Below are 25,997 nucleotides of genomic sequence, written 5' to 3'. Positions count from 1 at the left end.
AAAATAATGTAACTTAAGAACAAATTCGACGTCCCATTTCTCGCCTTATTAAATTCTCATTTCCGACACAGTATCTTTATTAAAAATGATACAAAGTTGCACTAAAAAGTAATTAAATACCGCGAAATCATTACGAAACTCTACCATCATCCCAATACTCTGAGCTTTTAATTAAGAAGCAACTTAATAACCTTGACGTGACGTAAACCGACAGTTATTTTTGAAACATAACGTATTATAAAATCTCATCCGGTTGGCTCTATAATTATAAATAAATTACCGCTAGCACCTTTGTCCTAGCTAAGAAAAAAGAATAAAACTCAAAAGGGCATATGATGAAAAAGATAGTCGCGCTAGGTCTGTTTTTTGTTGCGCCATTCTTGTCTGCAAATACGATCGTATTTAGTAGTAGCCAGCAGCCTAGTGTCATACTGGAACTGGAAGAGATCCAAGCTTTACCTACCACTAGCTACACGATGACATTACCTTGGCTTCCTGCCTCGTCAGAATTTTTAGGCGTTAAACTCAGCACGCTTCTTACACACGTCTACGGAAAGGTACCAGAGCAGGTTGATATCAGCAGCTTAAACAACTATCACTCGACATTGTCCCGACAAGATATTCTTCGATATCAACCAATACTGGCTTATCAACAAGATCAGAATTACATAAAAGTCAGGAATAAAGGCCCTTTCTGGGTGATATATCCACTCAATCTCTATCCAGAGCTAAACTACAATAAATATCATGCGCAAATGGTATGGCAAGTAAATGAAATAAAAGAAAAATAATAAGAATGAAGTTATCAGAACCCTATTCTAAGAAACAAAGAATATTGCAATATTCTACCACCAGCAAAATGCTGCTGGTGGTGTTTGCCGTTTCTTTGCTTCTCGCGAATGTCGTGCTTTTACAGCAAACACGTTCACTCTCACAAAATTTTAATAACGAACAAAAACAAGCGACTTGGTTTTTATTCCAACTCTCCAAAGAACTATCAGAACTTGTCGGCGAGGCCAGACGGTTAGATGAAAACGTATTGAATATTGATGGTGCAGAGCTTCAATACGAGTTAGCGTGGAGTCGCTTTGACTTATTGACCAGTAGCACGAAAGCCAATAAGTTCTTTTCTCGGAACAACATGCACCTTTACTTCATTAACCTTTTTGAAGAGTTCAAAGAGCTAGAAAAACAACTAGTAGAAGCTAGAACAGGTGATAGCCAAGCTGCTGCTGCATTTTATCGTTCAACTCAAACACTATATTTAGGCTTAATAGACTTCGTTAATCAAAACTTCCGTCTAAGTAGTAAAGCTTATGAAGCACAAAAAGGTCAAACCCAGCGCTTAATGCAAGCACAATATATGTTGTTTGCGACGTTCGTTTTGTCGATTATCTCTCTAACTTATTTCTTTTATCGTGAATCCCATTTTCATAGAAAATTGGCGCTAAGCGACCCTTTGACGAACCTAGGGAACCGCAATGCACTATTCATTACCCTAAACAAATTTACTCAAGAAAAAAGGCCCTTTTCTCTCTGGATTCTAGATTTAAATGGTTTTAAAGAAGTCAACGACACACACGGACACCAAGTTGGCGACACTGTACTGCGGGAAATCGCTAGGCGGCTTAATTCTATGACACTCAATGATTTTACTGTTTATCGCATGGGAGGAGATGAGTTCGCGGTTATACTTGAAGGTGAACATCTCAATGAAGAGAACGTACGTGAGCAGATAAATACCGTCTTTGATGCACAAATATTAAACTCCGATAAAGTCTCAACACTTTCAACGAGCATGGGCTTAGCGCAATACCCTAAAGACAGTGACAATGTTGACTTTCTTATCAGCATAGCGGATAAGCGCATGTACAAAATGAAATTTCAACGTTAAACGGTATATATGATGAGAAAGTTCATGCAAGTACTGCTTCTACTGGCAGTCATTGCGGCAGGTGTGTTGGCTTGGGTATTTATTCCATCGCACGAAACCATCGGGCAAAAAACGCTTGAGCAGGCACTCAACGACGACTATAGCCTAGTTGGGCATCGAATCTACTCAACCGATCCGGATGCTGGCAACCGATTCGGCTACTTCGTATTGGCAACGGGCCAGAGCATTGAAGAGCAAGAGCCGTTTTTGGTCACTTCGGATCAGTTTATTCGCATGGAGCAAACGGGTGATAATACCTTGTCTGTGACCGTCAATGGCCGTATTTACCATTATCATAACGACTTGTGGGTGCCAAAATCAGACGGGAAATTGCAACACTTTTTAGTCAGCGCAACCGCCAAGTACGTACGCTAAAAACGGGAACATTACTCCCCCCCAAAAAACAAAGCCCCGCAGTGTATGCGGGGCTTTTTACGTGAAGAAGAAAATAACATCGAAAAAATGAGCGTTACTTCGCTAACACTTTCTCTTTAATCACTTTGAGTACCCCAGCCTCTTGGTTGCTTGGCGCAGAATAACGAGCAATTTTCTTAATCTCTTCGTGCGCGTTGGCAACCGCGTACGAATGCTCACTGACTTGCAGCATTTCAAGGTCATTGAGGTAATCACCAAACGTCATTGTTTCTGCCGGAGTAAAATTCATCGTCTCTTGAAGGTGCTGAATGGCCGCGCCTTTAGACGCCTCGGCATTCATCACATCCAGCCAAATTTTTGCGCTCACTACGACTTTATGCGTTGCGCCAAACTTCGTATTCATGGTCGGGAACAGGAGCTCTTCCGAACCGTCAAAGTGACAAATTGCTACCTTAATAAACTCGTCTTCGACCTCAAGCAAATCCGGCACATATTCACAGCGGTGGTAGTACTTTTGAAATTCTTCCAGCGATTGCTGATCATGCGTTTCGATGTACGCCGAGCGCTTGCCACACAATACGATGTTCGCTCCGTCAATTTCACGAGCCGCTTTCACAATCTCCGCCACTTCCGCTTTAGGAATGGTGCAACTGTAGAGCTCTTTGTCTTGGTACATCACCAAGGTGCCGTTTTCAGCCACATACAACAGTCTGTCTTTGATTGGCGCGAACGTGTCTCGCAGACTGTAATACTGACGACCAGACGCAGCGGAAAACAAAATACCTTGCTCTTCCAGTTGCAAAAACAGATCGAAAAACTCCGGATCCAAACGACCGTATTGGTCAAGCAATGTGCCATCCATATCGGAAGCAATAAATTTGATGCGAACTTGTGACATTAACTAAAACTCTAAATGACGCTGCGAAAATATATCCATGTAAGGTACAGGATCTTGTATGAATCTCAAGTCGGGATGACGACGCCTTTCGCTATTACCAAGGATGCTGTTTAAAGTAACCTTCACTGTGATCGATGAAAGCTCTCACCGCAGGAGACAAGTGTTTACGTGATGAATACAGCGCGTAAATGTTGAGATCATTTGGCTTCCAATCCGGCAACACCGACTCAAGCTGACCCGATTTGAGATAGATATTGCTCAAGTAAGTTGGCAACATCGAAATACCCATGCCTTGTAAAGCGCCATGCAATAACGCCGTGGCCTCATTGCTGGTTAGGCGACACTCAATTCCCACCGATTCGAACTGGTCGCCCTGAGACAAATGCCACACGTGGCGCTCAAAGTTTTTGTATCCCAAACAGTCGTGTGAAGATAAATCTCGCGGATGCGCGATCGCGTGGTGAGTTTGTAAATATTGCGGTGATGCTACCAACACCGATTCGCACACCGCAATCGGCTTACCAATCAAAGAAGGATCGGGATCTGACGCAATTCGGATCGCCAGATCGATACGTTGTTCGGTTAGATCACTCACTGAATCTTGCAGATCTATGTCGATATGCACTTTGGGGTGCTTTTGCATAAAACTGTTTACTACGGGGATCAACTGTGAGAATCCAAATGAAGTACTAGACGCAAGACGGATTTTTCCGGACAGCTCACCATCAGCGGCAATGTTCGACGTTAATGTATCGGCCTGTTTTAACCAGAGCTCAATCTGAGGCAAGCTGCGCTCCCCTGCGGTGGTGAGGGACACCTTGCGCGTGGTGCGGTGTAACAAACGAGTTTGCAACCAGTTCTCCATCGCCTCTACGTAACGAGTCACCATTGGCCGAGACATGTCTAACCGTTCTGCGGTCGCGGTAAAACTGCCAGAATACACCACATCCACAAATACTTTTGCTGCCGTTACTCTGTCCATACATTTGCTCGAAATAAGAAATAGTGATGCACATTATTGTGTATTTTTCCGAGCGTATCAATTTCCTAATATAGCTCCCGTTCCCAAGCCATGGTCGCTTGGCCCCAAATTCTTTAGGAGCTTATTATGAAAAAATTCACTTTGATTGCTGCATCCATTTTAATGGCAAGCCCTGTTCTAGCGGCAAACCACTCTCCCCTTACTCTTGAGGTTTACAACGCCGACGGTAACAGCTTCCACGTAAACTCAACCTTGGTATACGGTGAGACTGACGCCATGGTTATCGACACTGGATTCACCAAAGCTGACGCGATGCGCATTGCCGCTAAAGTTCTGGACTCAGGCAAAACACTTAAAACCATTTTTATCAGTCAAGCGGACCCAGATTACTACTTTGGCGCAGAGGCCTTACACCAACAGTTCCCTGATGCGCAGATCATCACAACGCCTGCGGTTCAAAAAATTATTAAAGAGAAATTGGCTGGAAAGCTGGCGTACTGGGGACCAAAGCTTGGCGCAAACGCACCGGTAAAACCAGTGATCCCTGTCGCGTACGATAAAGCATCATTAGAGCTAGAAGGTCATAAGATTGAAATCCGTGGTAACCATGGCACATCAGCACACCGCCCTTACCTATGGATTCCAGATAACAAAGCGATTCTGGGTAACGTAGCCGTGTACTCAAACGTACATTTGTGGATGGCAGATGCCGCAGACCAAACCGCCATCAATGCTTGGGAGCAGCAACTTAGCGAGATGCTTGCGCTTAAACCTCAAGTGGTCATTCCTGGTCACATGAAAGCAGGCACAAAGCTGAACGCAGACACCATTCGCTACTCGCAACAATACTTGCAGGATTTTCAGCAAACGAAAAAACACAGCAATAACAGCGCTCAACTCATTGACACCATGTCAGCGAAATACCCAGAAGCTCAATTGCCAATCGCGCTAGAAATCGGTGCAAAAGTGCATACTGGTGAAATGTCATGGTAACCGTGCATTACTTCTTCGATCCCATGTGTGGTTGGTGCTACGGGGCATCACCACTCATCGAAGCCTTGATGGACACCTCTCAATTTAAGGTAGAGCTTCATCCCGGCGGTATGATTGAGAAACGCGCGATTGAGCCTGAATTTCGTCAGCACATCATCAACAGTGACGCTCGTATCGCAACCGAAACCGGAGCGACGTTCGGTGAAGCATATCTGCAACGCGTGAAAAGCGAAGATGCGTTTGTTCTTGATTCTTATCTACCCACACAAGCGATCTTGAGTGCGGAGAAAATGGGCCTGAATCCATGGCACATGCTAAAGGCCATCCAATCTGCGCATTATCAGCTCGGGTTAAAAGTGAATGAAGCATCGACGCTCAAAGCCATTGCAGAATCGCTAGGTTTAACAAGTGATGCGTGGGAGCAAAACATGGCGTTAAGCGAAGCCGAACTAGATGAGAGAATTCGCTCTAGCCGACAATTGATGCGACAGTTACACGTTGGTGGTTATCCAACCCTGATTGCAGAAGTAAATGGCGAGTACTTGACCTTGCCGCACTCGACCTACTACGACAAACCGGCACAGTGGAAGCTTGCATTACGAAAACTGCAATAAAATCTTCCCCACTCGCTCTTGTCCTTAATCCAAGAGCGATTGCCAACACCGACATGGCAATCCTGACTCAAACAGGTACAATCCTCGCTCGAATTTTTACTCGCGCGGATACCCACCATGCACTCGCCTGAACATTGTTTTACTCGTTTTACTGCTGACACTTCTGATTATGAATTACCAACGCAGTTTACGTTTCCGTTCTACTACACGCCGCATCCTCTTTGCGTTATAGCCGCAAAGCAATTGCAACAGCATTTATTAGCGCAAACCGACTTCGAACACGATTTTGGTTTGGTTAATGAAGAAACGGGGCGAGGCAAAATGTTTGGCGTATTGCTGGTAAAAAGCCCTCAAGGCGAGCTCGGCTTTTTAAGTGCGTTTTCTGGCAAAATTGCTGACCAAAACTTGATTCCAGGATTTGTCCCTCCTGTGTACGACATGCTGACCGATGAAGGCTTCTTCCGCGCAGAAACGGATGCCATCAACGCCGCCAATGCGGAGTACAAAACCTGTGCCGCGAATCCGGAATTGGCAGATCTTAAAGCGCAAATACAAGCCGACCGAGCCGCTTATCAACAAGAAGAGCAAACACAGCGCCAAGTGATGATTGACGGCCGCGCCGCTCGCAAACGACAGCGTCAACAGGGCGAGCAAACACTCAATGCCGATGATCTCAAAATCTTGTTGGATGAGTTGGGTAAGCAAAGTGTCGCCGAGAAAAACGTTCTCAAATACTTAAAGCAAGCGTGGGATGAAAAGCTTGCAATCAAAGAAGCGCGCTTGGCCGAGTTAGAGCAGCAACTTGCTCATCTGAAAGAGCAGCGCAAAACACTCTCCAACGCTTTACAGCACAAACTGCATAAACAGTACCGCTTTCTAAACAGCCATGGCGAAACACGCGACTTGGTGGACATTTTTGCGGACACCACAAACCCAGTACCACCAGCAGGTGCAGGGGAATGTGCTGCGCCAAAACTGCTCCAATACGCGTTTAAATACGGATTCAAACCGCTGGCGTTGGCAGAATTTTGGTGGGGTGTGTCGCCAAAGTCTGAGGTTCGCCAACACAAAAAATTCTACCCATCGTGCAACAGCAAATGTCAGCCGATTTTAGGCCATATGATGCAAGGGCTGGATGTCGAACCTAACCCATTGGCGGAGAATTGGGCAGAAGACAAAGAGCTAGAGATAATCTACCAAGACGACGCTATGGTCGTCGTCAACAAGCCCTCGGGCTTACTTTCAGTGCCAGGTAAAACTATCAAGGACTCTGCTTATACACGCCTACAAGCGATGTACCCTGATGTGGAAGGGCCGTTTGTGATTCATCGCCTCGACATGGCGACCTCTGGCATTTTGGTGTTTGCCTTAACCAAGCGCGCGAACAAAAGTCTGCAAAAACAGTTTATGGCTCGCGACGTACAAAAACGTTATATGGCACTGCTCGAAGGCGTATTGACCGCGCCAGAAGGGGAAATCTCACTGCCAATGCGTGGTGACCCCGACGACCGCCCACGTCAACTGGTGTGTTTTGAACACGGGAAACATGCAGAAACCTACTGGCAACTGATTGAAGTCAAAGGTGGACGCAGCAAGGTATACATGTATCCGAAAACCGGGCGAACTCACCAACTACGTGTACACAGTGCCCATCACATGGGGTTAAACATGCCGATGGTTGGTGATGGTTTATACGGCGAAAAAGCGAATCGCTTACACCTGCATGCTGAGATGCTAGAGCTGGATCATCCATACAGCAAAGAGCGCATGGTGTTCAAAGCTGAGTGCGAATTCTAACGTCTTCCCGAGTTTAAATAACAAAAAGGCACTGACTATCAGTGCCTTTTTTTTCTAACACCAGAATAAGCGTGATGCGCGATACCGAAAACCGTTAGCTCACCTTAAACTTGGTCCACACCTGAGAGCGCCAACGTCTTGCCATGATGATACCACGTACCCATTCATCGAGTGCGATTGCCATCCAAGCCCCTAAAACGCCATAACCCAAGTGGATGCCAAAGATGTAAGAGAAAAGCACGCCTAGTCCCCACATACTCAAAATCCCCATTTGCACTGGGAACTTGATGTCACCCGCGCCTTTGAGCCCCGCGATAAAAATCAGGTTAAACACACGTCCGGCCTCGAGCAAAATTGAGCCCATGACTAACGAACCTGCCAATGCGAGTATCTCTGGTTGATCGGTAAATACGCGCAGAATCTCTTCTCTAAACAGGTAAATCAGTGTGGTTGCCGCCGTTGATGCCACAAATCCTACTAAGAAGTAGATTTGTACGCGTTTTAAAATGCTGCTCACCCAACCTTTACCGATGTAGTAACCAGTCTGAATTTGCGCTGCCTGACCAATTGCCAGCGCGAAAGCAAACGAGAAACGGGCAATGTTTTGCGCATAAGTGAAAGCCGCTAACGATGCCGTCCCCATTTGCACCACAAAATACACAATGCAGATTTGCGCCACGTTGTAAGACAGCACCTCACCCGCGTTCATGCCGCCGATTTTTAAGATCTTTTTGTAAATCTCTGCGGGCACTTGTTTCATGGTCGACATCGGTAGTTCAATGCTGCTGCGAGCGAGAATAAACCATAACATTAACGTACCGATGACTTGGCTGACGACGGTTGCTATTGCTACACCTTGCACACCATACACAGGTAAACCGAATGGCTGGTAAAGCGCAATATAGTTACCAATGATGTTGAACACACCCGAGATCAAATTCACCACCATTGGGGAACGTGAATAGCCATGACTACGCAGAATAGTTGTAAAAACAACGCCAATCGTAACGTTAAACGTCATCGCACCACTTATCAGCAGATATTCATGAGCGTACTGCTCAACTTGCGCTTCCAAGCCGTAATACGGGAGTAGATATATCGCACCAAGCACGGCAATCACACTCAATAGCACACCGACGAGCACAGACAACGCAATACTCGCAACACCAACGCTCACTGACTCTTGCTCGCGCCCAGCGCCATTGTATTGGGCAATCAAAATCCCCGTACCGCTACTGACAAAGGTCGAAACGATGATTAAAAAGAAGGTAATCTGCGTGATCACACCAACAGCGGATACGGCTTTGTCTGAGTAGCCACTCAGCATGAACACGTCACTGGTTCCTAAAGCCGTCCGTAGCAAAATTTCGACAAGAATTGGCCAAGCTAATGCCACGATGGACATTCGTTGGTTGATGTTTTGGCTTTTAGGCATGCTTGTAACCTTTCCTACAACTAAAAACTGCCTCACAATATTTGTGAAGCAGTTTAAAAATAGTGACTCGAACGAAGCTCGATATGAGGTTGTGATTTAGCGCGGATTCTAGTCGCATATTGGTCATAACGACAACAATATTTCGCCCTGTTTCGGAAAAATATTTCTAATGCATTTTCGAAACGACATATGCCTTGACGATACGTAGAGCAGAGATTGGTGAACAATACTCTCAATCAACGAGCACCGAACAGAATCAGGATAATCAATAGAAATATGTCTAACTAAATGCATTACTTTGAATTATCAGTCCAACCATATAGAGCCATGAAGAACCGTCATGAAAACCTGCATGCGCCACCATTCCTCTTTGAACACTCGCACCAAATCACACTGATGGCTTTGCACTAAAAATGACTGATATCACATTTGGAAACTTTGTTGTTCTATTTATCGCGAAAATACCGCCTAGAATAAGCGTACACGTTAATTAAGCAAGGATACGTAATGTCGACATTGGCTGGGGCGCGCTTAGAAGAAATGGCGGACATCCGCTCAACAAGAAAAAAGAAAATTGTCTTTTTATGCTCCAGTATCGCCGCTGCCTGTTTAACTTATGGTTCCATTGCTCAATCACTTGAGAATAACTGGGGTTTAAGCTTTTTCCATGCTTTGTGTGCCTTGGCATGCTTAGCAATCAGTTATGTAATAAAAGTCCAGCGGCACCATCAATACGCCGACTTATGGCTAAGTGCTGTCTTAATGTTCGAAGGGTTATTGTTACTTCTGTATAACGACGCTCCGTCAGGCAAAATGTTATGGCTATATCCTATTGTCGCCACTCTGGTATTAATTAATGAGTTTAAGGTCGGTCTGTTGTTCAGTGGCACCTACATTTTACTGATCTTTTTTGGGGTCGCTTTTTTAGATCGACTGCCAGCAGCCACAGAAATCATAGAGCGGAGATTGATGCTGACCCTGATAGCGACCGCGTTTGTGTGTCACACGTTCTCGTATTACTACACGAAAGTCCTCAATTACATTCAAACACTGTATCGCGAGGGGATTGAGGAGTTAGCATATTTTGACCAGCTCACTGGGCTTGCCAATCGCTGGAGCTTTGAGACTTGGGCGCGCGCAAAGCTCGATGAAATCAAGCACTCATCTGATGACAGCATCACCGCCTTGGTTTTTCTCGATATCGATAACTTCAAGCACATCAACGACACCTACGGGCACGATATTGGTGACCAAGTACTTCAAGCCTTCGCCACTCGATTAAAAAATAACATTCGCAACAAAGACAGAAAAACAGATAAACACGACTACTCCATCGCTCGATTTGCGGGCGACGAGTTTGTAATCATGCTTTACGATGTAAAAAGTAAAGATGACCTCGACAGCATCCTAAAACGGATCGTAAATCTGTTTCCGACAGGTTACCGAAGCTACGATATGATTAACGAGTTAACGATGAGTGTAGGTGCTGCTATCTATAAGCAAGATGCAAAGGATTTGTCTGAATTGACTCGATGTGCAGATAAAGCAATGTACGCAGCTAAACATACTGGTAAAAACCAGTACGCCTTTTATGAGCACTGCAATACGGAAGAACAGTCAACATCTGATGCACCAGCGGTACCAGAAGCTTGCTAATGACTAAGCGAACACATGCATCACCCAAAGCCCCACAACGAGGAATACGATTAACCACACTACTTGCAACGTTCTGTTCGGCTTGTCTTGCTGACGAGTGGGTTGATCTTTAAACGCACGGCCCTTCATTTTGCCCATTAAGCTCTTCCCTAGAGCACGTCGATAAAATTCACGTCTCTTATGAGCGGCGTTGGCAACTTCGGTAAAGCGCTGTCTTTGCTCATTGGTGAGATCTTTATCCTCGTAACGAGGAGGGAGATCAGAATGCTTGCGTTGTACTGCCATCACTTCCTCCCTGGTCGATGGGTACATTTTTATTAAGTATATACCCAAATAACCAAAAAGATGCGTTATAAGTGAAGCACATAGACGAAAAAACCACCCGAAGGTGGTTTTATGACGAGCAACAAATGAACGCTAGAAGTACTCACATAAATACGCAGTCGCTTCTTTCACTTGAAGCTCAAATGAAGAATTACCTTCCACTTCAAAAAACTCACCACTTTGATAAGTCGTCCAATCGCTCTCGCCAACACGCTTGACCACAAGCGCACCTTTTACAACCGTCATACGCTCTGGTGCTTGAGTACCAAACGTGTACTCACCAGGAAGCATCACACCAACGCTAACATCCTGATCTTTCTGGTTAAAGCCTAGTGATTTTACACTACCAGCAAAATAGCTATTTTCCTTAATATTCATTATTGGTTTCCTTATCAAAAGTCCGCTCTTTTTTACCTTGTTTCTTTCCGTTACTCAAGCTTTGAAAGCCATTAAACTCAACGTAATAACGCACATCCTTTGCTACTGAGCGAGAACCTCTTTTCGCGAGGATTAATCAGGCGACCTAAACCGAGCAAGAAAACCTGCGAAGTAATGAATGTGAGCAAACAACAAAACTATCAATAAGATGTGTATCTGAATGTAAAAGTGGACATTAGATCATAGTTTCGTCGTCTCAATGGCGGGATTGTTTGTTTTTAAAAAGGAAGGTTTCCACCATGTTAAAAAAGTGGAGAAAATTAGATCTATGACGGACTCGACTCGCCGAAGGCGAAAAGCACGACAAGAACCAAAACTTTCATTTTTGGCTCGCCACCAATCCAAAATCCTCAAGAGTACATTTGTCTGCTTCGGGATGGGTCTGTTGACGTTTTTTGGCTATCAAATCCACCTCTCCTATCAAGACCACATTGATCCGGAAAAGGTGTACGGCGAATGGATTGAGATTGGCGCGCCACCCTACCAAACAGAACGTCTCGTTTTCACTGAAGATGGGGTATACCGAAACCATCGACTTATTACGACGGAATTTGAATTCGATGGCAAGGTCATCACGTTGAATACCGGATTAGGAAAGACATCGTATCAGATCTCGGGCTCTCATCTTTCACCTCAAATACGCCGTATTGAGCCTCTTATTCCAGATCAGCGATTCATTCGTAAAGGATTTGAGCATACCGTTCAGGGCTCTGAAACCGGTGCAGCCTCTAAACGTCGCGCCGCGTTGAGTGAACACTTCAGCCGTGACTAATACGTCTTCACGGCTATTTTTCCTTTCAATTCTCTTTCTATATCAATGAAACAAAACCTTAATAAACAACAAAATAAGGCCTTCATCGCATTTAACTAACTCGTTACTGAGTAAACAATAATTTTAGTTTCTGCTGAGATTTTATAAATTATTGACTCAGTCTGACACTTTCTGTGTAACAGAGTGCGAGTTTTAGTTAAGTTCTCTCAAGTGCCTCGAAAACCGTCTTAATTTTTTTTGACGAAAAAAAACTCTCTGAAATGCTGAGTGTGATGCTTTTGCACGTGGAGTAAATCCAATCATCTTATCTGGTGCAAGAGCAGCCTATGTTCTAGGTAGAACATGAATCCAAGGATTGAGAGAGAAGTTATGATTCGATTTAACCTATGTGCAGCTGGAGTTGCTTTAGCGCTATCAGGCGCTGCAGTTGCGGCTCCAACCGCACCAAGTATCGATATGTACGGTTCCAACAACCTTCAGTTTTCTAAAATTGAACTCGCGATGGAAACCACGTCAGGCTACTACGACATGGTGAAATACCATGAGCAAGCGAAGATTACTGTTAAATTTAACCAGTGGAGTGGCACACCTGGTGACACTTACAACGTCTATTTTGATGGTGTAAAAGTAGCAAGCGGCCCTATCACTGGTAGCCAAACGACAGCTTCGTTTGAATACGGCCAAGGTGGCTTATACCAAATGGAAATCGAAGCATGTGATGCGACAGGTTGTGCGAAAAGCGCACCAGCTGAAATCACAATTGCAGATACCGATGGTTCTCACCTGAAGCCACTAACGATGAATGTTGATCCAAACAACAAAACCTACAATACCGATCCAAGCGTCGTGATGGGTACGTATTTTGTTGAATGGGGCATCTATGGCCGTGACTACACAGTCGATAATATGCCGGTCGACAACTTGACTCACATCCTTTACGGTTTTATCCCAATTTGTGGCCCAAATGAGTCTGTGAAGTCTGTTGGCGGCAACAGTTTCAACGCGCTACAAACTGCTTGTACAGGTGTGCCTGATTATGAAGTCGTTATCCATGACCCTTGGGCTGCTTATCAGAAGAGCTTCCCACAAGCTGGTCATGAATACAGCACGCCTATCAAGGGTAACTACGCAATGCTAATGGCATTGAAACAACGTAACCCTGATCTAAAAATCATCCCATCGATCGGTGGTTGGACACTGTCTGACCCATTCTTCGATTTCGTGGACAAGAAAAACCGTGACACATTCGTCGCATCAGTTAAGAAGTTCCTGAAAACTTGGAAATTCTACGACGGTGTTGACATCGACTGGGAATTCCCTGGCGGCGGCGGTGCAGCAGCCGATAAGGGCGACCCTGTAAACGATGGCCCAGCATACATCGCACTGATGCGTGAACTGCGCGTAATGCTTGATGAATTAGAAGCTGAGACAGGCCGTACTTACGAGCTAACGTCCGCTATCGGTGTCGGTTACGACAAGATTGAAGACGTAGACTACGCAGATGCGGTGCAGTACATGGATTACATCTTCGCAATGACTTACGACTTCTACGGCGGTTGGAACAACGTTCCTGGTCACCAGACTGCGCTTTACTGTGGTTCATTCATGCGTCCTGGTCAGTGTGACGGTAGTGGCGTTGATGAGAACGGCGAACCATACAAAGGTCCTGCTTACACAACAGATAACGGCATCCAACTTCTTCTTGCTCAAGGCGTTCCTGCGAACAAGCTAGTACTTGGTACAGCAATGTACGGTCGTGGCTGGGAAGGCGTAACTCCAGATACGCTAACCGATCCAAACGACCCAATGACAGGTACTGCTACAGGTAAACTGAAGGGCAGCACAGCGCAAGGTGTTTGGGAAGATGGCGTAATTGACTACAAAGGCATTAAGTCATTCATGCTAGGTGCAAACAACACTGGTATTAACGGCTTCGAGTACGGCTACGATGCACAAGCAGAAGCACCATGGGTATGGAACCGTACTACGGGCGAGTTGATCACATTTGATGACCACCGTTCAGTGCTAGCAAAAGGTAGCTACGCGAAGTCTCTTGGTCTTGCTGGTCTATTCTCTTGGGAAATTGACGCGGATAACGGTGACATTCTAAACGCGATGCACGAAGGTATGGCTGGTGGTGTGGTTCCTCAACCAAACCGTAAGCCAACCGCAGCCGCTGGCGCAGATCAATCGGTAACAGGTCCTGCAAATGTGGTTCTAGATGGCAGCCTGTCAAACGACTCTGACGGCACCATCGCAAGCTACGCTTGGGAACAAGTATCTGGCACAGCAGTGGTACTAACAGGTGCAAACTCAGCGAAAGCAAGCTTTGATGCAGCAGAAGTTACTGTTGAAGAGCAATTAACTTTCAAGCTGACGGTGTCTGATAACGAAGGTGCAACGGCATCTGACCTCGTTGTAGTAACAGTGAAACCAGCAGGTGTTGTTGACCCAGTGAACAACGCACCAGTAGCGCAAGTTGTTGCTCCAGCAACAGCAAACGCTGGTGACGTTGTGGTTGTAGATGCATCTGCGTCTAGCGATGCAGACAACGATACCCTGACATTCAACTGGACTCTACCTCAAGGTCTGAATGCAACGGTTGAAGGCTCTAAAGTCACGTTCACTGCTGCGGAATACCCGCAAGACACAAGCTTAAGCTTCACTGTAAGTGTGAGCGACGGTAAAGCGTCTTCATCGGCAAGCGCGACAGTGGTTGTTGCACAGCACGCAACCGATCCGAACCCTGGTACTTGTGACAACGCATGGGATGCGAGCGCAGTGTACACAGGTGGTAACCAAGTGACTCACGCAGGTAAAACGTGGGAAGCGAAATGGTGGACTCAGGGTGACGATCCTAGCCAATCTGGCGAATGGGGCGTTTGGAAAGAAGTTGGCGTAGCTAACTGTAACTAACTTCAGCCTTGCAGACGTTCTGCTAAATAAACAAAGGACAGCTTCGGCTGTCCTTTTTGGATTTAACCTCTTAACGAGAAGAGCAACACCAGAGACGAAAAAGTCTGAGGTGTTACTTTCAAATCGAATTAGCGCAAAACGGAGCGAATCAATCAGTAAAAGTAAGGGTTACCAAGCACTATCGAGCAAACGGTCAAAACTACTGAAGACTTGCTCACACTTCATCACTCGACCATGCCCCTGACCTTGTGTTGTCACTAACTCAACGTTTTTAATCTCTTCAGCCGCTTTTGCCGAGACACTGTATTTGGTGAACTTATCTTGCTCATCATGAATAATAATGGTGTGAGACGGACGCTCAGACAAACGCTTCATCGGATCAATGGACTGTAAAGGATAACCAAATTGGTCTTCAACTTCTGAAACCACAGCATTAAAAAGCTTCATCGAGTAACCGGAACGCGCAATGCTACCGAATAAGTTCTCTACGTAATTTAATACCGGAGCAATAAGCAGCAAAGGCTTGTTTTCTAATTTGCTGTGTCGGCACTCAAGAGCAGAAGCGGTGCCCATGCTGTGCCCAACTAGGCCAACAATATCCTCGACCGTATCCAACACATCTTCCAATCCTCTGACAAACCCCGGAATGTGCCCATACTGCCCCTCACTCTCACCATGTGCCGGATGATCGTACGCCAAAGCAGTAAACCCTTTCGACGCAATATGTTCCATCAGTGGATAAAACTGACTTGCCGTGCCAGACCAACCATGAGTTAGCACCCAAATAGGTCCAGAGCCCAAAGTATAGGTTTTGATGATGCCTGCATGCCCTTTAATTTCACCTTTGATAAGCCCTTGAGGTTCAATATTTTTAGGTTGCGTACGAGCCGGTGTCAGAAGAAGCTTGCGCGCGGTCTTCTTTGCATGTGACGGGGCCAGTGTATGGTGTAACCGAGTACTAATGTTCACCAAACTGCGCTTAATACTGAAACGTTGCGATGTATTAAAGTAAATTTTTTCACTCATAATCATGTCCTTAACTATCAGCTTTGCACAAAATAGAACGGTCGTGCTTTTTACGCTGATAAGAAAGAGCGAACTCAGCCGCTCTTTGTGATTTTATGTCTACGAATCTGGGAAGCGAATAACCGATATTAGCCTTTCCAGCGAGAAAATAAGTTGTCGATCCCTTGCCAAAACAGACGCAAGCTTTCTTGCTCACCTTTAATTGAGTAAAAAACATGCGCACTCAAATAGAGACCGTACAAATCAAACGTTGCTTGGCGTGTATCTAAGTCTGCTGCAAATTCTTGCTTCTCTTTGCCTTTCGTTATTTGGATCTCCAAATAGCTCAGCCAAGTGTCTATGGATTTACGCAGTCCGGCCTGAAGCGGGCAATCTTTATCTGCCGTATCATTCCAAGCGTCAAGAAACATACAACTTCCTTGGAATGCGTGATTCCAAGTCATCCAAGAGTCGAGCAACCCTCTAATTTTACGCTCGATATTGCCATCCCCGAGTTCTCGAGCAGGCTCAATAACCCGATCAGCGAACACTTTATTGGCGTGATCAAGCACCGATAGCTGTAAATTCAACTTCGAATTAAAGTGGGCAAACAGACCACTTTTCGACATACCGCATTGCTTGGCTAACTCTCCAATCGTAAGACTTTCTAATCCGTCTTCGCTGGCGATCTCAAAAGCCCGCTGCAGAATAAACTCTTTTGTCACTTTTCCTTTTTGCATAGTCTTATTTTTAGCACGATCGTTCTTTTTTGCAATCTCGAGTTAACTGGTCTAACCATTATTCAGTGCTATTTTCGACTCACGAATCAGGTATTGATTGCGTTAATAGGTTAATAATTAAGAAGTTTGAAGTAAGTCTTAATTTTCAAAACAGCTTCAATGTAAACGCAAGTCTGTTGACTTTTTCACGTATTACTTCAGTAACAACCTGCTATTTTCACCTAAGTTTTTTATTTAGGTAAACAATGTAATGGCAAAGAAACAAAAAATAGCCAGCTTAGAGTTTGCACGTATCATTGCGATGCTTGCGATTGTGGGTTTGCATTGCCAGATGGCACTGACGTACTGGCAGTGGAATGGGATACCATGGGTTGGCTATATGCTCAACCAACTGGCTCGTTTTGCTGTTCCGCTGTTCTTTCTCATCTCGGGTTATCTAATCCAGCCGAAGTTGAGTCACTCACCTATCGATACTCTTAAGAACTACCCCAAACCGTTAATGAAGGTTTGGCTCATTTGGAGCATGATCAGTTTACTGATGCCATTCCAATGGCAGACGGTCGCTGAGGCAGGGTATCTCGCCGAAAGGCAAGGTTATTGGGGGTACTTAATGTCAACCCCGATCAATTCACTCATCGAAGGCGGACTCGTTCATCTGTGGTTTATTCCGGCTCTGGTCATTGCCGTAGCGTTAATTGCCTTTCTCGTGCATATCAATATGGTGCAACTGATACTGCCAACTGCAGTATTGCTATACATATACGGGGTCTTTGCTGGCAGTTACGCGACCATTACCGACCTGCCAGCGCCTTTCTTTACTCGTAACGGGCCTTTTTTCAGCACGTTGCTAGTTGCTCTAGGTTATTTCGCACGAGAAGCGCAGTGGCGGTGGTCGAGAAACAATACGGTTCGATGCATTATTCTTGGTATGGCACTGCATTTTGGTGAAGCTTACTGGCTGATGCAACATGACATCGCTTTCAACTCGCACGACTTCCTATTCGGTACCGTTATCTGGGCTGTAGGTGTCTTTATGTGGCTTTTGGCTCACCCTCATTTTGGCGACATGCCTTGGGTCTTCAAACTATCTCCTAGCGTGTTAGGAATATATGTTAGCCATCTGCTTATCATAATTGTCATGATGAATGTCGCTGGATTTATCGGGCTGCAACACCTCGCGAAAGATGTGTTTATTTATCCTGCAACGATTGTTGCAACCATACTGCTTGTGAAAGCAATTGACGCTTCACCGTTGAAAAAATGGCTCCTACGCTAAATGCATTCAGCTCTAGATATAGCTAGCTTTAACTCAAAAGGGTTAGAGCTAGCCAGTTAAAAATGAGATTTCTCTCTCACTGACCAATTTTTGACTTTCTAATCCTTCAGAATTTGCTTTCACTCACAAAAAACATTGTTCATTTCCTTTAAATTGGCTCGACTATTACAACATTGCTCATTAAACGGAGGCTGTATGTGGGCAGGTCAAGGACTCGTTCCTTTTTTAGAGATTAGTCACTGGTTAACTTACGGTTTATATGCCGCTGCGGTTTTATTCGGCGCAGCAAGCATTGCGTCACTCAGAAAATAGTGGCGCACACTATCATTTCCTAACTCCTACTGTTAATTCGAGCTCTCTCACAACTAACTCATTCATTTGTGGCTAATATTTCTCCAACCAGACAAAGGAGAAATGTCTATGCCAATCTATCCAATTGTGGCTTTCTGCTGTTTGTTGTTCTCTAGCGCCACCTTTGCTGCATCAACCAATGAACTGAATCTTGTTAATTCTGGGGTCGGTTACGCGGCTCTGATTATCTTTTCGATCGCTTACATACTGGTTATGTTGGAAGAGTATCTGAAAATGAGAAAATCCAAGCCAGTGCTGCTCGCTGCAGGGTTAATTTGGATTCTGATTGGCTACACCTTTGCTCAGCACAACCAGCCTGAAATCGCCAAATCCGCACTAGAACACAACTTGTTGGAATATGCCGAGTTGCTGCTGTTTTTGCTCGTGGCGATGACTTACATCAACGCAATGGAAGAACGCAAACTCTTCGATGCCTTACAGGCGTGGATGGTTGGTAAAGGTTTTGGATTCAAAAAGTTGTTCTGGCTGACGGGGTTTCTCGCTTTTGTCATTTCACCGATTGCCGATAACTTAACTACAGCCCTTTTGATGTGCGCTGTAGTGATGAAAGTCTCTGGTGATAATCCTAAGTTCGTCAATCTTGCTTGTATCAACATTGTTATCGCAGCCAACGCTGGCGGTGCATTCAGCCCATTTGGAGATATTACAACCCTGATGGTGTGGCAGGCCGGTCATGTCAGCTTTGCTGAGTTCATTCCGTTGTTTGTACCGTCATTGGTGAACTACTTGGTTCCCGCATTTTTGATGTCACTTTTTGTTCCAAACACAAAACCGAATACGATTCACCAACACGTTGAGCTAAAACGCGGGGCAAGGCGTATTGTCGCGTTGTTCATTTTGACGATTGCCACCGCAGTCTCTTTCCATGCTATGCTGCACTTCCCACCCGTTATGGGCATGATGATGGGCTTGGCGTACTTACAGTTTTTCGGATATTTTTTGCGCCAAACTCTCAAACACTCACTCGCAAAAAAAGCAGCTATGGCAATTGCCAATGGCGATGATCAGGCATTGAAGCGCTTAGGCTCAGTGGTTCCGTTTGATGTGTTTCATCGTGTGTCTCGAGCCGAATGGGACACCTTGTTGTTCTTCTACGGTGTTGTAATGTGTGTTGGCGGTTTAAGTTTACTTGGCTACCTCGAACTGGTTTCAAACGTCATGTACACGCAATGGAACCCAGTCTGGGCAAACGTAATGGTTGGTGTCCTATCTGCAATCGTCGATAACATTCCGGTTATGTTTGCTGTACTGACCATGGAACCAAGTATGTCGATGGGCAACTGGCTACTGGTCACATTAACCGCAGGTGTCGGTGGCAGTTTGCTTTCCATTGGCTCCGCGGCAGGCGTCGCTTTAATGGGAGCCGCGCGTGGACAATACACCTTCTTTGGCCACCTAAAGTGGGCTCCCGTCATCGCCTTGGGTTATGCCGCCAGTATTGCGGTACACTTGTGGATGAATAGCGGCTTATTTACTTAAAAGCACCGATAATCAGGCACTTAAATCGCAATATAACCTAGCGGTCAGATGGATGGTTAACGCCATCCATCACTTCAATCGCTCCCAACTCATATGGGTTGACGCCCTCTAAGCAGCCGACATTATAGCCATACTCACTCGGGTCAGAACGACGCTGATGGTGCGTATAAATACCGCACTCGCCACAGAAAAAGTGCTTCGCAGTGTGTGTATTAAATTGATACTGCTTCAAGACGTCTTCGCCTTGCACAATACGAATACCGTTCAAAGGTACAGATGCGACAATCGCGCCACGACGTCGACACATAGAACAGTCACACCGTCTCGGCTTCTCAATACCATTGGGTAACGCCAGTTCCAACTCAACTTTTCCACAGTGACAACTCAGTCGATGTAATGTGTTGATTTGGGTGTTGCCAACTTTCTTAATCATAACTTTTCCTTGTTGTTTTTCTATCTGTGTACATTATGTTAAACAGGTTAATATCATCATAATCTCGTCCAAAAACTCGACATCCATCACTTTTCGCGACATTTTATTGGCCGATTTGTTAGTTGCTATTTTGGCGACTGTCTATCGCGTCCGTGAGACGTGTTATCTCCGGCGCGGTTTTTAAACCAAGGAAATTAATTTATGGACAAAGATCATAGCCTAAGAGAGAACCTCTTGGCTCTGACGCTCGGCAGTGCGTTGGTGTCACTTGGGGTGATATTTTTTAGCAAAGTAGGATTGCTCACTGGCGGTACGGCTGGTTTGGCGATCTTCCTAACCAAAGTGAGTGACTTCAGTTTTGGTCAGATATTTTTCGCTCTTAACCTCCCTTTTTATATTTTATCTGTGATGCGCATGGGTTGGCGCTTCACTATCAATACCTTTATTGCGGTTTCGATTGTCTCTTTTGCGGTCGATCATCTGCATCATGTGATTGAGATTTCACGAATCGAACCTTTCTATGCGGCACTTTTGGGTGGTGGGCTGATTGGAATCGGTATGTTGGTAATTTTCCGTCACAAAATGAGTTTGGGTGGCTTTAACATTCTAGCGTTGTACCTTCAGGAACGTTTTGGAGTTCGAGCGGGTAAAGTTCAAATGGCGTTAGATTGTGCCATCGTGGTGATGTCACTGTTCATTGTAGATGTGCACCTTATCGCTCTATCTGTTCTAGGTGCCATCGCAACGAACTTGATTTTGGCGATGAACCATAAACCAGGACGATACCAAGCAAAAGCGCAAGCAGCATAATCATCGCTGCATAGTCAACAACCCTAAAGCCCCCAGCCAGTCGCTCGGGGCTTTTTTCATTCAACGCTAAGATCACGTCAACGAGCTCGTTTTGCAGTGCTGCTGCATCTCTTCATCCAATTTAGCTTTATATTTCTGGCTAAGATGGAAGTGTACTTGCATCAACAAGTCATGTGCGTGGAACAGCTCAAACGCGTCGCTACCATTTTGCTGACAAATAGCCTCACAGCGCTCAGCATGCACTTTGGCTTCTTGCGGTTTATCCGCTTTAAGCAAGCTCATCGCTAAGCGATACTCTGCGCGCTCTTCTTGCATCCACCCCCCTGCCACTTTCCAATAGTCTAGCGCGAGTGTCGCTGCTTCTAACATCTTCGATTTTTCCATGCACGTGCGCTCAGCCAGCGCTTCGTACTGACATGCTAAGTTGTTCGCAGTGATCGCGATAGCGCGCGCTAATGGCCCTTCTGCATCGTTCGGCGTCATTCCTAACGCTGCCTTCACCAACCATTGACTCGCCAGTTCAAGCTGAACAAGTGCAGAAAGTTCATTCGAAATCAAAGCGTAAACTCGGCGTTGTTCTTGCTCTTCCAATAATTCCATATTGTCAGTGCCATCTACGAAATAGCGCGCAACGGCAATACTGCGTTGAAATGCCAAACTCTCGGCAACCTTGCGTTCATCAAAGTGATCTAAACAAGTAAGAAACTGTTCTGGGCACTGGAGATGCCCAATAGCGGTATGCAGCATCAATGCGAATATTCGCTCGATTTGGGTAACGTCTTCCACCTCGCTCAGAGCCGTTTCTAGCTTAGCATAAACTTGTTCGGGATTTTCCTCGTGATGCTGCCAACACTCACTCATGAAGGCATCAAAATCCGTTTTGAAAGGCATGTCCTTATTGTCCTTCTTCTATTCGTATAACGATTATGAAACTCTACACTATCGTTACCCCTGTGTAGCACGCTTAATCCCAATACGAGAATCGCCTCACTTAAAGCGGTGTACCTTGCTCCAGCGCGAGCAAACGTTGCTTGCGCTCCACTCCACCTGCATACCCAGTCAGTTTTCCGCTTTTGCCAATAACGCGATGACAAGGTACCACGATAGAAATCGGATTCTTCCCGTTTGCTAACCCAACAGCACGCACAGCTTTAGGGTTACCTATCGCATTCGCGAGATCTTGATAGCTCCACGTTTCCCCATATGGAATGGTCGTTAGTGCCTGCCAAACTTGATTTTGAAAATCAGTGCCTGTCGCTGCAAGGGGCAAGTCGAATTCGTTGCGCAGACCAGCAAAGTATTCATCCAGTTGGGTGACAGCTTGGCGCAAAACCGGATGCTGCTCGTCTCGCACCCCCAGCTCACTCGGCTTAGTGGTGCATGTTTCAAACCAAATGCCAAGTAAGCCCTCAGCGTTCGATTGGATAGTCACCGTTCCTAGTGGACTCGGCATTTCGGTATAAAATGTTTTCATGATTGATTCCATAAGTGAAACGTCGCGTAGCTTCCCCAAGGGGCCGCAGTGTGCGTATTCAGTGATGGGTAACGCTGCATCGCCTTTTTCACCACTAAGTCTTTATCTAGAAAGCAATCGGGTTGAGATTGCCCTCGCAGTTGAGCATAACTGACGGTCCAAGGTCCAATACCTTTCAAAGCTAGCCAGTGCTGGGGGTCAGCTTCTGAGTTGTCCTGCATAAACTGGGCGAAGCGCACTAGCGTCTCTTTACGGCTTTGCGGCATGCGCAAAAAGCTCACGTCGGAGTTCGCAATATCACTGGGAGTCGGGAAAAAACGTTTTTCTGACTCTCCGCTAAGTGTGGCCACCAATAAGTTAAGTTGACCAATCGCCGCTTTAACCGACACCTGCTGGCCTAAAATCGCTCTAACCCCTGCTTCCCATGCATTCCATACACCAGGAATACGAATACCTTTACTCGACACGAGCCCAGGCGCGACATACTCCAAATGCTGCTCAACAGTACAAATATCAGCGTCAAGATCGAACATACGACGAATGTCAGACACCAAGTTTTGCAGCTTCGTTACGTCTTCAATTTCAAACGCCAGTTCTAAGTATCCTTCATCTTTTGTCGCTTTAAACCAGGCTTTGCTGTTATCCAAAAAAACGTTGCGCTGATAACTCTCATCACTCACTAGCTCAACTCCCTCAACCGCTCGCAAACGATAGAAGTCCAACATGTGCGACCAATTCAACTCACCTCGATAAGGTAAGGCAATTCGATTGCAACCCGCACCATCAAACTCTTTACGGCGTACTTGAGAAGGCGTTAATTTGAGAAACTTTTGAAAAGCATCGTTAAAGCGGCGCGTACTGTTAAAACCTGATGCAAACCCCACGTCGGTGACCGACATAGAGCTGGAGTGAAGCAACTGTTTGGCGAACATTAGTTGCTGATATTGCGCATACTGCTTGGGTGACATACCTAGATACTGCTCAAACAACATACGTAAGTAACGGTCAGAAATCCCAACACGCTCAGCCAACTCAGACACCGAATGGTGATGCAACTCCCCTCTATCAATTAACGAAATCGCTCGTTGAAAGGTCGTCTCGACACCTTTCCATGCCCAAGATCCAGGCGCGCTATCAGGTCGACAGCGTAAACACGGACGGTACCCTGCTTGAAGGGCTTGCGTCTTATCAGCGAAATACTCAACATTTTCTTCTTTAGGCAAATTTGCCGGGCAAATCGGACGACAAAAGATTCCCGTTGTTTTTACCGCCACATAAAATCGCCCATCAAAACGACTGTCTCGCGCGACTCGCGCCTTGTGACACTGCTCGAAGGTCAGTGAGGTATGGGGGTGAATAAACATAGTGCTTTCCTTGCTCATGCCTTTTGTCATTTATTGTTCATAGGCATCGTTCAATATAGTGTTATTGTAGCTTGCTTAAGCGCCCACAATTAGCCATTTTCGGAACTCAATATTGAGATTTATTGGCATTAGCGCTTTTGTACACTAAAGTTAGATCCAGAACATCACAACAACGTCGGCTAAAGGGAATTGGCATGGACTTACATACTTGCGTAATTGTATTAAGAAACCAAAAGGTTATTACCAGTAAATCCGTAGATCATTCTATTGGAATTATCGAACGAGACTCAGATAACGAGATCTCAGAAATTCAGATTAATGCGACGGATGGACGTAATATTCGAACTTATCACTACAACAATGTAGAGGAGTCATTAGAGAGCTTAATGAACCTCTGACGGTTTTCTTTAACACACCTTTCTCCCTTGTTAAAAGCGAAAGCAATAGAGCACAGTACATGTGCTCTTTTTTTTTGTTTAACAGCAAAAATGTTTATCGAAAATAATGACAGACCTTGATTTAAAACAGACAATAATCGGCAAATAAACACCCAAATATAAAAATCAAGGCATTGATTTTTATAAATAAAAACCAATCATTCAATTTTTTAGAACGAGTTTATCAAAATCCTCCCGTTATTTTTATGTTCGCCTCTACCTAAACTGTTCTCAACAGCACGGGAGCACACGCTTCCCACTCATTGAAAAGAGTCAGAGGACAGAATCATGAAAGCACTATTACAGAAAATTACCACATCAAACGCAGGTTACAGCGCACTATCACTTCGCGTTCCAATCGGCATTATCTTTATGGCGCACGGCGCACAAAAACTATTTGGCTGGTTTGGTGGCTACGGGCTAGAAGGCACAGGTCAGTGGATGGCATCTATCGGTTTAGGTCCTGGCGTGCTCATGGCGTTACTTGCGGGCAGCGCAGAGTTCTTTGGCGGCTTGTTCATTTTACTTGGTCTGCTAACTCGACCAGCAGCGGTTGCTTTGGCGTTCACGATGGTGGTAGCGATATTCTCTGTCCACTTTGAAAATGGCCTATTCATGGCAAACAACGGTTACGAGTTTGGCTTAGCATTACTGGCAGCAAGCGTTTCTCTGGCGTTCTCTGGCGCAGGTAAAGCAGCGTTAGATAACTTTTTAAACAAAAAGCTCTCTTAAGGAGGCCTTATGATTACGGTAAGACATGCAGCAGACCGAGGTCGAGCAAACTTTGGCTGGCTTGATAGCAAACATACGTTTTCTTTTGGTAGCTACTACGATCCTCAACATATGGGCTTTTCTGAGCTGAGAGTCATTAATGACGATGTAGTCAAGCCTGGCGCGGGTTTTGATACACATGGCCACCGTGATATGGAGATCATCAGCTATGTGTTGGAAGGTGTTATCGCACACAAAGACAGTGAAGGTAACGTCAAAACACTACCTGCAGGTGAATTCCAACTCATGTCGGCAGGGAAAGGGATTTACCACAGTGAGTACAATGCATCGAACCAAGATACGCTGCGGTTTCTACAGATTTGGATTCAACCGAACACATTTGGAACCAAACCAGGTTATCAGCAAAAAGATTTTGGGCGCAATCCTGGGTTAACGACTATCGCAACTCCAACTGGAGAAAACGGCACGCTACTTATTAAGCAAGATGCGACTTTGCATCAGTTAATTCTTGAGCCAAGTAGCGAACTAAACTTTGAGATTGAGTCGGGCCGAAAGCTATTCATCCATCAAGTGACAGGCAGCCTTAGTGTCGACAATACCACTTTGACGGCTGGCGACGGCGCGAAGGTTGAACACCAGAGTAAGGTTGTTTTGCGCAATACATCAAACGAAAGCACAACAGCCCTGTTGTTTGACTTACCATAACTATCGATTCATCGAGATAAAAACAAAGCCGCCTTGA

General features: G+C 45.4%; 26 protein-coding genes. 15 read left to right on the top strand and 11 right to left on the bottom strand.

Annotated elements, in window-relative coordinates:
• Window positions 1–335 precede the first annotated feature (335 nt).
• The 3 genes from NL626_RS18170 to NL626_RS18160 are packed head-to-tail and all read left to right on the top strand — an operon-like array spanning window position 336 to window position 2,308.
• The gene (locus NL626_RS18170) at window positions 336–791 is read left to right on the top strand and encodes an oxidoreductase (RefSeq protein WP_213886483.1); all 456 of its coding nucleotides are present in this window, start codon (window positions 336–338) and stop codon (window positions 789–791) included.
• A gap of 5 nt (window positions 792–796) precedes the next feature.
• Window positions 797–1,894: a GGDEF domain-containing protein gene (locus NL626_RS18165; RefSeq protein ID WP_053303994.1), complete on the top strand. Its 1,098-nt coding sequence runs from the start codon at window positions 797–799 to the stop codon at window positions 1,892–1,894.
• 9 nt (window positions 1,895–1,903) lie between these two features.
• Window positions 1,904–2,308: a hypothetical protein gene (locus NL626_RS18160; RefSeq protein WP_044129611.1), complete on the top strand. Its 405-nt coding sequence runs from the start codon at window positions 1,904–1,906 to the stop codon at window positions 2,306–2,308.
• Between the two features lie 94 nt (window positions 2,309–2,402).
• Here NL626_RS18160 and NL626_RS18155 read toward each other — a convergent pair whose 3' ends face one another.
• Both NL626_RS18155 and NL626_RS18150 read right to left on the bottom strand, forming a co-directional pair.
• A complete protein-coding gene (locus NL626_RS18155; RefSeq protein ID WP_025768751.1) occupies window positions 2,403–3,206 on the bottom strand; it encodes a Cof-type HAD-IIB family hydrolase in 804 nt (267 codons plus the stop codon).
• Window positions 3,207–3,300: 94 nt separating this feature from the next.
• Window positions 3,301–4,188, bottom strand: a complete 888-nt coding sequence (locus NL626_RS18150) for a LysR family transcriptional regulator (protein ID WP_253657609.1) — start codon at window positions 4,186–4,188, stop codon at window positions 3,301–3,303.
• 126 nt (window positions 4,189–4,314) lie between these two features.
• On the opposite strand from NL626_RS18150, the gene NL626_RS18145 reads away from it, so the two are divergent.
• From NL626_RS18145 to NL626_RS18135, 3 genes are all read left to right on the top strand, one after another.
• On the top strand, window positions 4,315–5,181 hold the full coding sequence (locus NL626_RS18145; protein ID WP_253657608.1) for an MBL fold metallo-hydrolase: 867 nt from the start codon (window positions 4,315–4,317) through the stop codon (window positions 5,179–5,181).
• Window positions 5,175–5,795, top strand: a complete 621-nt coding sequence (locus tag NL626_RS18140) for a DsbA family protein (RefSeq protein ID WP_151515205.1) — start codon at window positions 5,175–5,177, stop codon at window positions 5,793–5,795. Before NL626_RS18145 ends, NL626_RS18140 begins: the two co-directional genes overlap by 7 nt.
• Window positions 5,796–5,912: 117 nt before the next feature.
• Window positions 5,913–7,592 carry a pseudouridine synthase gene (locus tag NL626_RS18135; RefSeq protein WP_253657607.1) on the top strand — a complete coding sequence of 560 codons (1,680 nt, stop codon included), beginning with the start codon at window positions 5,913–5,915 and terminating at the stop codon, window positions 7,590–7,592.
• Window positions 7,593–7,686: 94 nt separating this feature from the next.
• On the opposite strand, the gene NL626_RS18130 is transcribed toward NL626_RS18135, so the two are convergent.
• On the bottom strand, window positions 7,687–9,027 hold the full coding sequence (locus tag NL626_RS18130; protein WP_025768746.1) for an MATE family efflux transporter: 1,341 nt from the start codon (window positions 9,025–9,027) through the stop codon (window positions 7,687–7,689).
• A gap of 507 nt (window positions 9,028–9,534) precedes the next feature.
• Between NL626_RS18130 and NL626_RS18125 the strand changes: the two genes are divergently transcribed.
• Complete coding sequence (locus NL626_RS18125; RefSeq protein WP_053308037.1) at window positions 9,535–10,683, top strand: GGDEF domain-containing protein; 1,149 nt, start codon at window positions 9,535–9,537, stop codon at window positions 10,681–10,683.
• 3 nt (window positions 10,684–10,686) lie between these two features.
• Here the strand turns inward: NL626_RS18125 and NL626_RS18120 are convergent, their stop codons facing one another.
• Both NL626_RS18120 and NL626_RS18115 read right to left on the bottom strand, forming a co-directional pair.
• Window positions 10,687–10,968 carry a hypothetical protein gene (locus tag NL626_RS18120; protein ID WP_154204117.1) on the bottom strand — a complete coding sequence of 94 codons (282 nt, stop codon included), beginning with the start codon at window positions 10,966–10,968 and terminating at the stop codon, window positions 10,687–10,689.
• A gap of 132 nt (window positions 10,969–11,100) precedes the next feature.
• Complete coding sequence (locus NL626_RS18115; protein WP_005383244.1) at window positions 11,101–11,385, bottom strand: pyrimidine/purine nucleoside phosphorylase; 285 nt, start codon at window positions 11,383–11,385, stop codon at window positions 11,101–11,103.
• Between the two features lie 328 nt (window positions 11,386–11,713).
• On the opposite strand from NL626_RS18115, the gene NL626_RS18110 reads away from it, so the two are divergent.
• Together NL626_RS18110 and NL626_RS18105 are read left to right on the top strand one after the other, a co-directional pair.
• Window positions 11,714–12,217 carry a DUF2850 domain-containing protein gene (locus NL626_RS18110; RefSeq protein WP_053304032.1) on the top strand — a complete coding sequence of 168 codons (504 nt, stop codon included), beginning with the start codon at window positions 11,714–11,716 and terminating at the stop codon, window positions 12,215–12,217.
• Window positions 12,218–12,586: 369 nt separating this feature from the next.
• Entirely contained in the window at window positions 12,587–15,133 is a 2,547-nt protein-coding gene (locus NL626_RS18105; RefSeq protein WP_253657606.1) for a glycosyl hydrolase family 18 protein, read from the top strand.
• Between the two features lie 168 nt (window positions 15,134–15,301).
• Here the strand turns inward: NL626_RS18105 and NL626_RS18100 are convergent, their stop codons facing one another.
• Entirely contained in the window at window positions 15,302–16,159 is an 858-nt protein-coding gene (locus NL626_RS18100) for an alpha/beta hydrolase (protein WP_017633823.1), read from the bottom strand.
• Window positions 16,160–16,287: 128 nt separating this feature from the next.
• Window positions 16,288–16,878: a TetR/AcrR family transcriptional regulator gene (locus NL626_RS18095; RefSeq protein WP_047102492.1), complete on the bottom strand. Its 591-nt coding sequence runs from the start codon at window positions 16,876–16,878 to the stop codon at window positions 16,288–16,290.
• Between the two features lie 250 nt (window positions 16,879–17,128).
• Between NL626_RS18095 and NL626_RS18090 the strand changes: the two genes are divergently transcribed.
• Entirely contained in the window at window positions 17,129–18,154 is a 1,026-nt protein-coding gene (locus NL626_RS18090) for an acyltransferase (RefSeq protein ID WP_253657605.1), read from the top strand.
• 420 nt (window positions 18,155–18,574) lie between these two features.
• Window positions 18,575–20,005 carry a sodium:proton antiporter NhaD gene (nhaD, locus tag NL626_RS18085; RefSeq protein WP_005383238.1) on the top strand — a complete coding sequence of 477 codons (1,431 nt, stop codon included), beginning with the start codon at window positions 18,575–18,577 and terminating at the stop codon, window positions 20,003–20,005.
• A 37-nt stretch (window positions 20,006–20,042) separates the two neighbouring features.
• On the opposite strand, the gene NL626_RS18080 is transcribed toward nhaD, so the two are convergent.
• Window positions 20,043–20,438 (bottom strand): GFA family protein, encoded by a 396-nt coding sequence (locus NL626_RS18080; RefSeq protein WP_017821038.1) that lies wholly within the window; start codon window positions 20,436–20,438, stop codon window positions 20,043–20,045.
• 201 nt (window positions 20,439–20,639) lie between these two features.
• Here NL626_RS18080 and NL626_RS18075 point away from each other — a divergent pair, with 201 nt between their 5' ends.
• The gene (locus NL626_RS18075; protein ID WP_005374427.1) at window positions 20,640–21,248 is read left to right on the top strand and encodes a YitT family protein; all 609 of its coding nucleotides are present in this window, start codon (window positions 20,640–20,642) and stop codon (window positions 21,246–21,248) included.
• Window positions 21,249–21,320: 72 nt separating this feature from the next.
• Here NL626_RS18075 and NL626_RS18070 read toward each other — a convergent pair whose 3' ends face one another.
• The 3 genes from NL626_RS18070 to NL626_RS18060 all read right to left on the bottom strand — a co-directional run bounded on the left by NL626_RS18070 (window position 21,321) and on the right by NL626_RS18060 (window position 24,086).
• The gene (locus tag NL626_RS18070) at window positions 21,321–22,139 is read right to left on the bottom strand and encodes a hypothetical protein (protein ID WP_253657604.1); all 819 of its coding nucleotides are present in this window, start codon (window positions 22,137–22,139) and stop codon (window positions 21,321–21,323) included.
• Window positions 22,140–22,239: 100 nt separating this feature from the next.
• Window positions 22,240–22,722: a methylated-DNA--[protein]-cysteine S-methyltransferase gene (locus tag NL626_RS18065; RefSeq protein WP_005374431.1), complete on the bottom strand. Its 483-nt coding sequence runs from the start codon at window positions 22,720–22,722 to the stop codon at window positions 22,240–22,242.
• Window positions 22,719–24,086 carry an AlkA N-terminal domain-containing protein gene (locus tag NL626_RS18060; protein WP_215810137.1) on the bottom strand — a complete coding sequence of 456 codons (1,368 nt, stop codon included), beginning with the start codon at window positions 24,084–24,086 and terminating at the stop codon, window positions 22,719–22,721. The genes NL626_RS18065 and NL626_RS18060 overlap by 4 nt, the downstream gene beginning before the upstream one ends.
• A 194-nt stretch (window positions 24,087–24,280) precedes the next feature.
• Between NL626_RS18060 and NL626_RS18055 the strand changes: the two genes are divergently transcribed.
• The 3 genes from NL626_RS18055 (at window position 24,281) to NL626_RS18045 (ending at window position 25,960) form a co-directional block, all read left to right on the top strand.
• The gene (locus tag NL626_RS18055; protein WP_017633816.1) at window positions 24,281–24,484 is read left to right on the top strand and encodes a hypothetical protein; all 204 of its coding nucleotides are present in this window, start codon (window positions 24,281–24,283) and stop codon (window positions 24,482–24,484) included.
• 327 nt (window positions 24,485–24,811) lie between these two features.
• On the top strand, window positions 24,812–25,255 hold the full coding sequence (locus NL626_RS18050; RefSeq protein ID WP_005374434.1) for a DoxX family protein: 444 nt from the start codon (window positions 24,812–24,814) through the stop codon (window positions 25,253–25,255).
• 9 nt (window positions 25,256–25,264) lie between these two features.
• Window positions 25,265–25,960, top strand: a complete 696-nt coding sequence (locus NL626_RS18045) for a pirin family protein (RefSeq protein WP_206946709.1) — start codon at window positions 25,265–25,267, stop codon at window positions 25,958–25,960.
• Window positions 25,961–25,997 lie beyond the last annotated feature (37 nt).

Source organism: Vibrio sp. Y58_MX_L22 (genome assembly GCF_024181865.1).
Taxonomy (GTDB): domain Bacteria; phylum Pseudomonadota; class Gammaproteobacteria; order Enterobacterales; family Vibrionaceae; genus Vibrio; species Vibrio alginolyticus.
The sequence above is the reverse complement of the archived record's forward strand: the minus strand, read 5'-3'. Positions and strand labels throughout refer to the sequence as shown.

Excerpts from the sequence above, each read along its gene's own strand:
- NL626_RS18170 (WP_213886483.1), top strand. The coding sequence starts at position 336 with ATGAAAAAGATAGTCGCGCTAGGTCTGTTTTTTGTTGCGCCATTCTTG.
- NL626_RS18165 (WP_053303994.1), top strand. The coding sequence starts at position 797 with ATGAAGTTATCAGAACCCTATTCTAAGAAACAAAGAATATTGCAATAT.
- NL626_RS18160 (WP_044129611.1), top strand. The coding sequence starts at position 1,904 with ATGATGAGAAAGTTCATGCAAGTACTGCTTCTACTGGCAGTCATTGCG.
- NL626_RS18155 (WP_025768751.1), bottom strand. The coding sequence starts at position 3,206 with ATGTCACAAGTTCGCATCAAATTTATTGCTTCCGATATGGATGGCACA.
- NL626_RS18150 (WP_253657609.1), bottom strand. The coding sequence starts at position 4,188 with ATGGACAGAGTAACGGCAGCAAAAGTATTTGTGGATGTGGTGTATTCT.
- NL626_RS18145 (WP_253657608.1), top strand. The coding sequence starts at position 4,315 with ATGAAAAAATTCACTTTGATTGCTGCATCCATTTTAATGGCAAGCCCT.
- NL626_RS18140 (WP_151515205.1), top strand. The coding sequence starts at position 5,175 with ATGGTAACCGTGCATTACTTCTTCGATCCCATGTGTGGTTGGTGCTAC.
- NL626_RS18135 (WP_253657607.1), top strand. The coding sequence starts at position 5,913 with ATGCACTCGCCTGAACATTGTTTTACTCGTTTTACTGCTGACACTTCT.
- NL626_RS18130 (WP_025768746.1), bottom strand. The coding sequence starts at position 9,027 with ATGCCTAAAAGCCAAAACATCAACCAACGAATGTCCATCGTGGCATTA.
- NL626_RS18125 (WP_053308037.1), top strand. The coding sequence starts at position 9,535 with ATGTCGACATTGGCTGGGGCGCGCTTAGAAGAAATGGCGGACATCCGC.
- NL626_RS18120 (WP_154204117.1), bottom strand. The coding sequence starts at position 10,968 with ATGGCAGTACAACGCAAGCATTCTGATCTCCCTCCTCGTTACGAGGAT.
- NL626_RS18115 (WP_005383244.1), bottom strand. The coding sequence starts at position 11,385 with ATGAATATTAAGGAAAATAGCTATTTTGCTGGTAGTGTAAAATCACTA.
- NL626_RS18110 (WP_053304032.1), top strand. The coding sequence starts at position 11,714 with ATGACGGACTCGACTCGCCGAAGGCGAAAAGCACGACAAGAACCAAAA.
- NL626_RS18105 (WP_253657606.1), top strand. The coding sequence starts at position 12,587 with ATGATTCGATTTAACCTATGTGCAGCTGGAGTTGCTTTAGCGCTATCA.
- NL626_RS18100 (WP_017633823.1), bottom strand. The coding sequence starts at position 16,159 with ATGAGTGAAAAAATTTACTTTAATACATCGCAACGTTTCAGTATTAAG.
- NL626_RS18095 (WP_047102492.1), bottom strand. The coding sequence starts at position 16,878 with ATGCAAAAAGGAAAAGTGACAAAAGAGTTTATTCTGCAGCGGGCTTTT.
- NL626_RS18090 (WP_253657605.1), top strand. The coding sequence starts at position 17,129 with ATGGCAAAGAAACAAAAAATAGCCAGCTTAGAGTTTGCACGTATCATT.
- nhaD (WP_005383238.1), top strand. The coding sequence starts at position 18,575 with ATGCCAATCTATCCAATTGTGGCTTTCTGCTGTTTGTTGTTCTCTAGC.
- NL626_RS18080 (WP_017821038.1), bottom strand. The coding sequence starts at position 20,438 with ATGATTAAGAAAGTTGGCAACACCCAAATCAACACATTACATCGACTG.
- NL626_RS18075 (WP_005374427.1), top strand. The coding sequence starts at position 20,640 with ATGGACAAAGATCATAGCCTAAGAGAGAACCTCTTGGCTCTGACGCTC.
- NL626_RS18070 (WP_253657604.1), bottom strand. The coding sequence starts at position 22,139 with ATGCCTTTCAAAACGGATTTTGATGCCTTCATGAGTGAGTGTTGGCAG.
- NL626_RS18065 (WP_005374431.1), bottom strand. The coding sequence starts at position 22,722 with ATGAAAACATTTTATACCGAAATGCCGAGTCCACTAGGAACGGTGACT.
- NL626_RS18060 (WP_215810137.1), bottom strand. The coding sequence starts at position 24,086 with ATGTTTATTCACCCCCATACCTCACTGACCTTCGAGCAGTGTCACAAG.
- NL626_RS18055 (WP_017633816.1), top strand. The coding sequence starts at position 24,281 with ATGGACTTACATACTTGCGTAATTGTATTAAGAAACCAAAAGGTTATT.
- NL626_RS18050 (WP_005374434.1), top strand. The coding sequence starts at position 24,812 with ATGAAAGCACTATTACAGAAAATTACCACATCAAACGCAGGTTACAGC.
- NL626_RS18045 (WP_206946709.1), top strand. The coding sequence starts at position 25,265 with ATGATTACGGTAAGACATGCAGCAGACCGAGGTCGAGCAAACTTTGGC.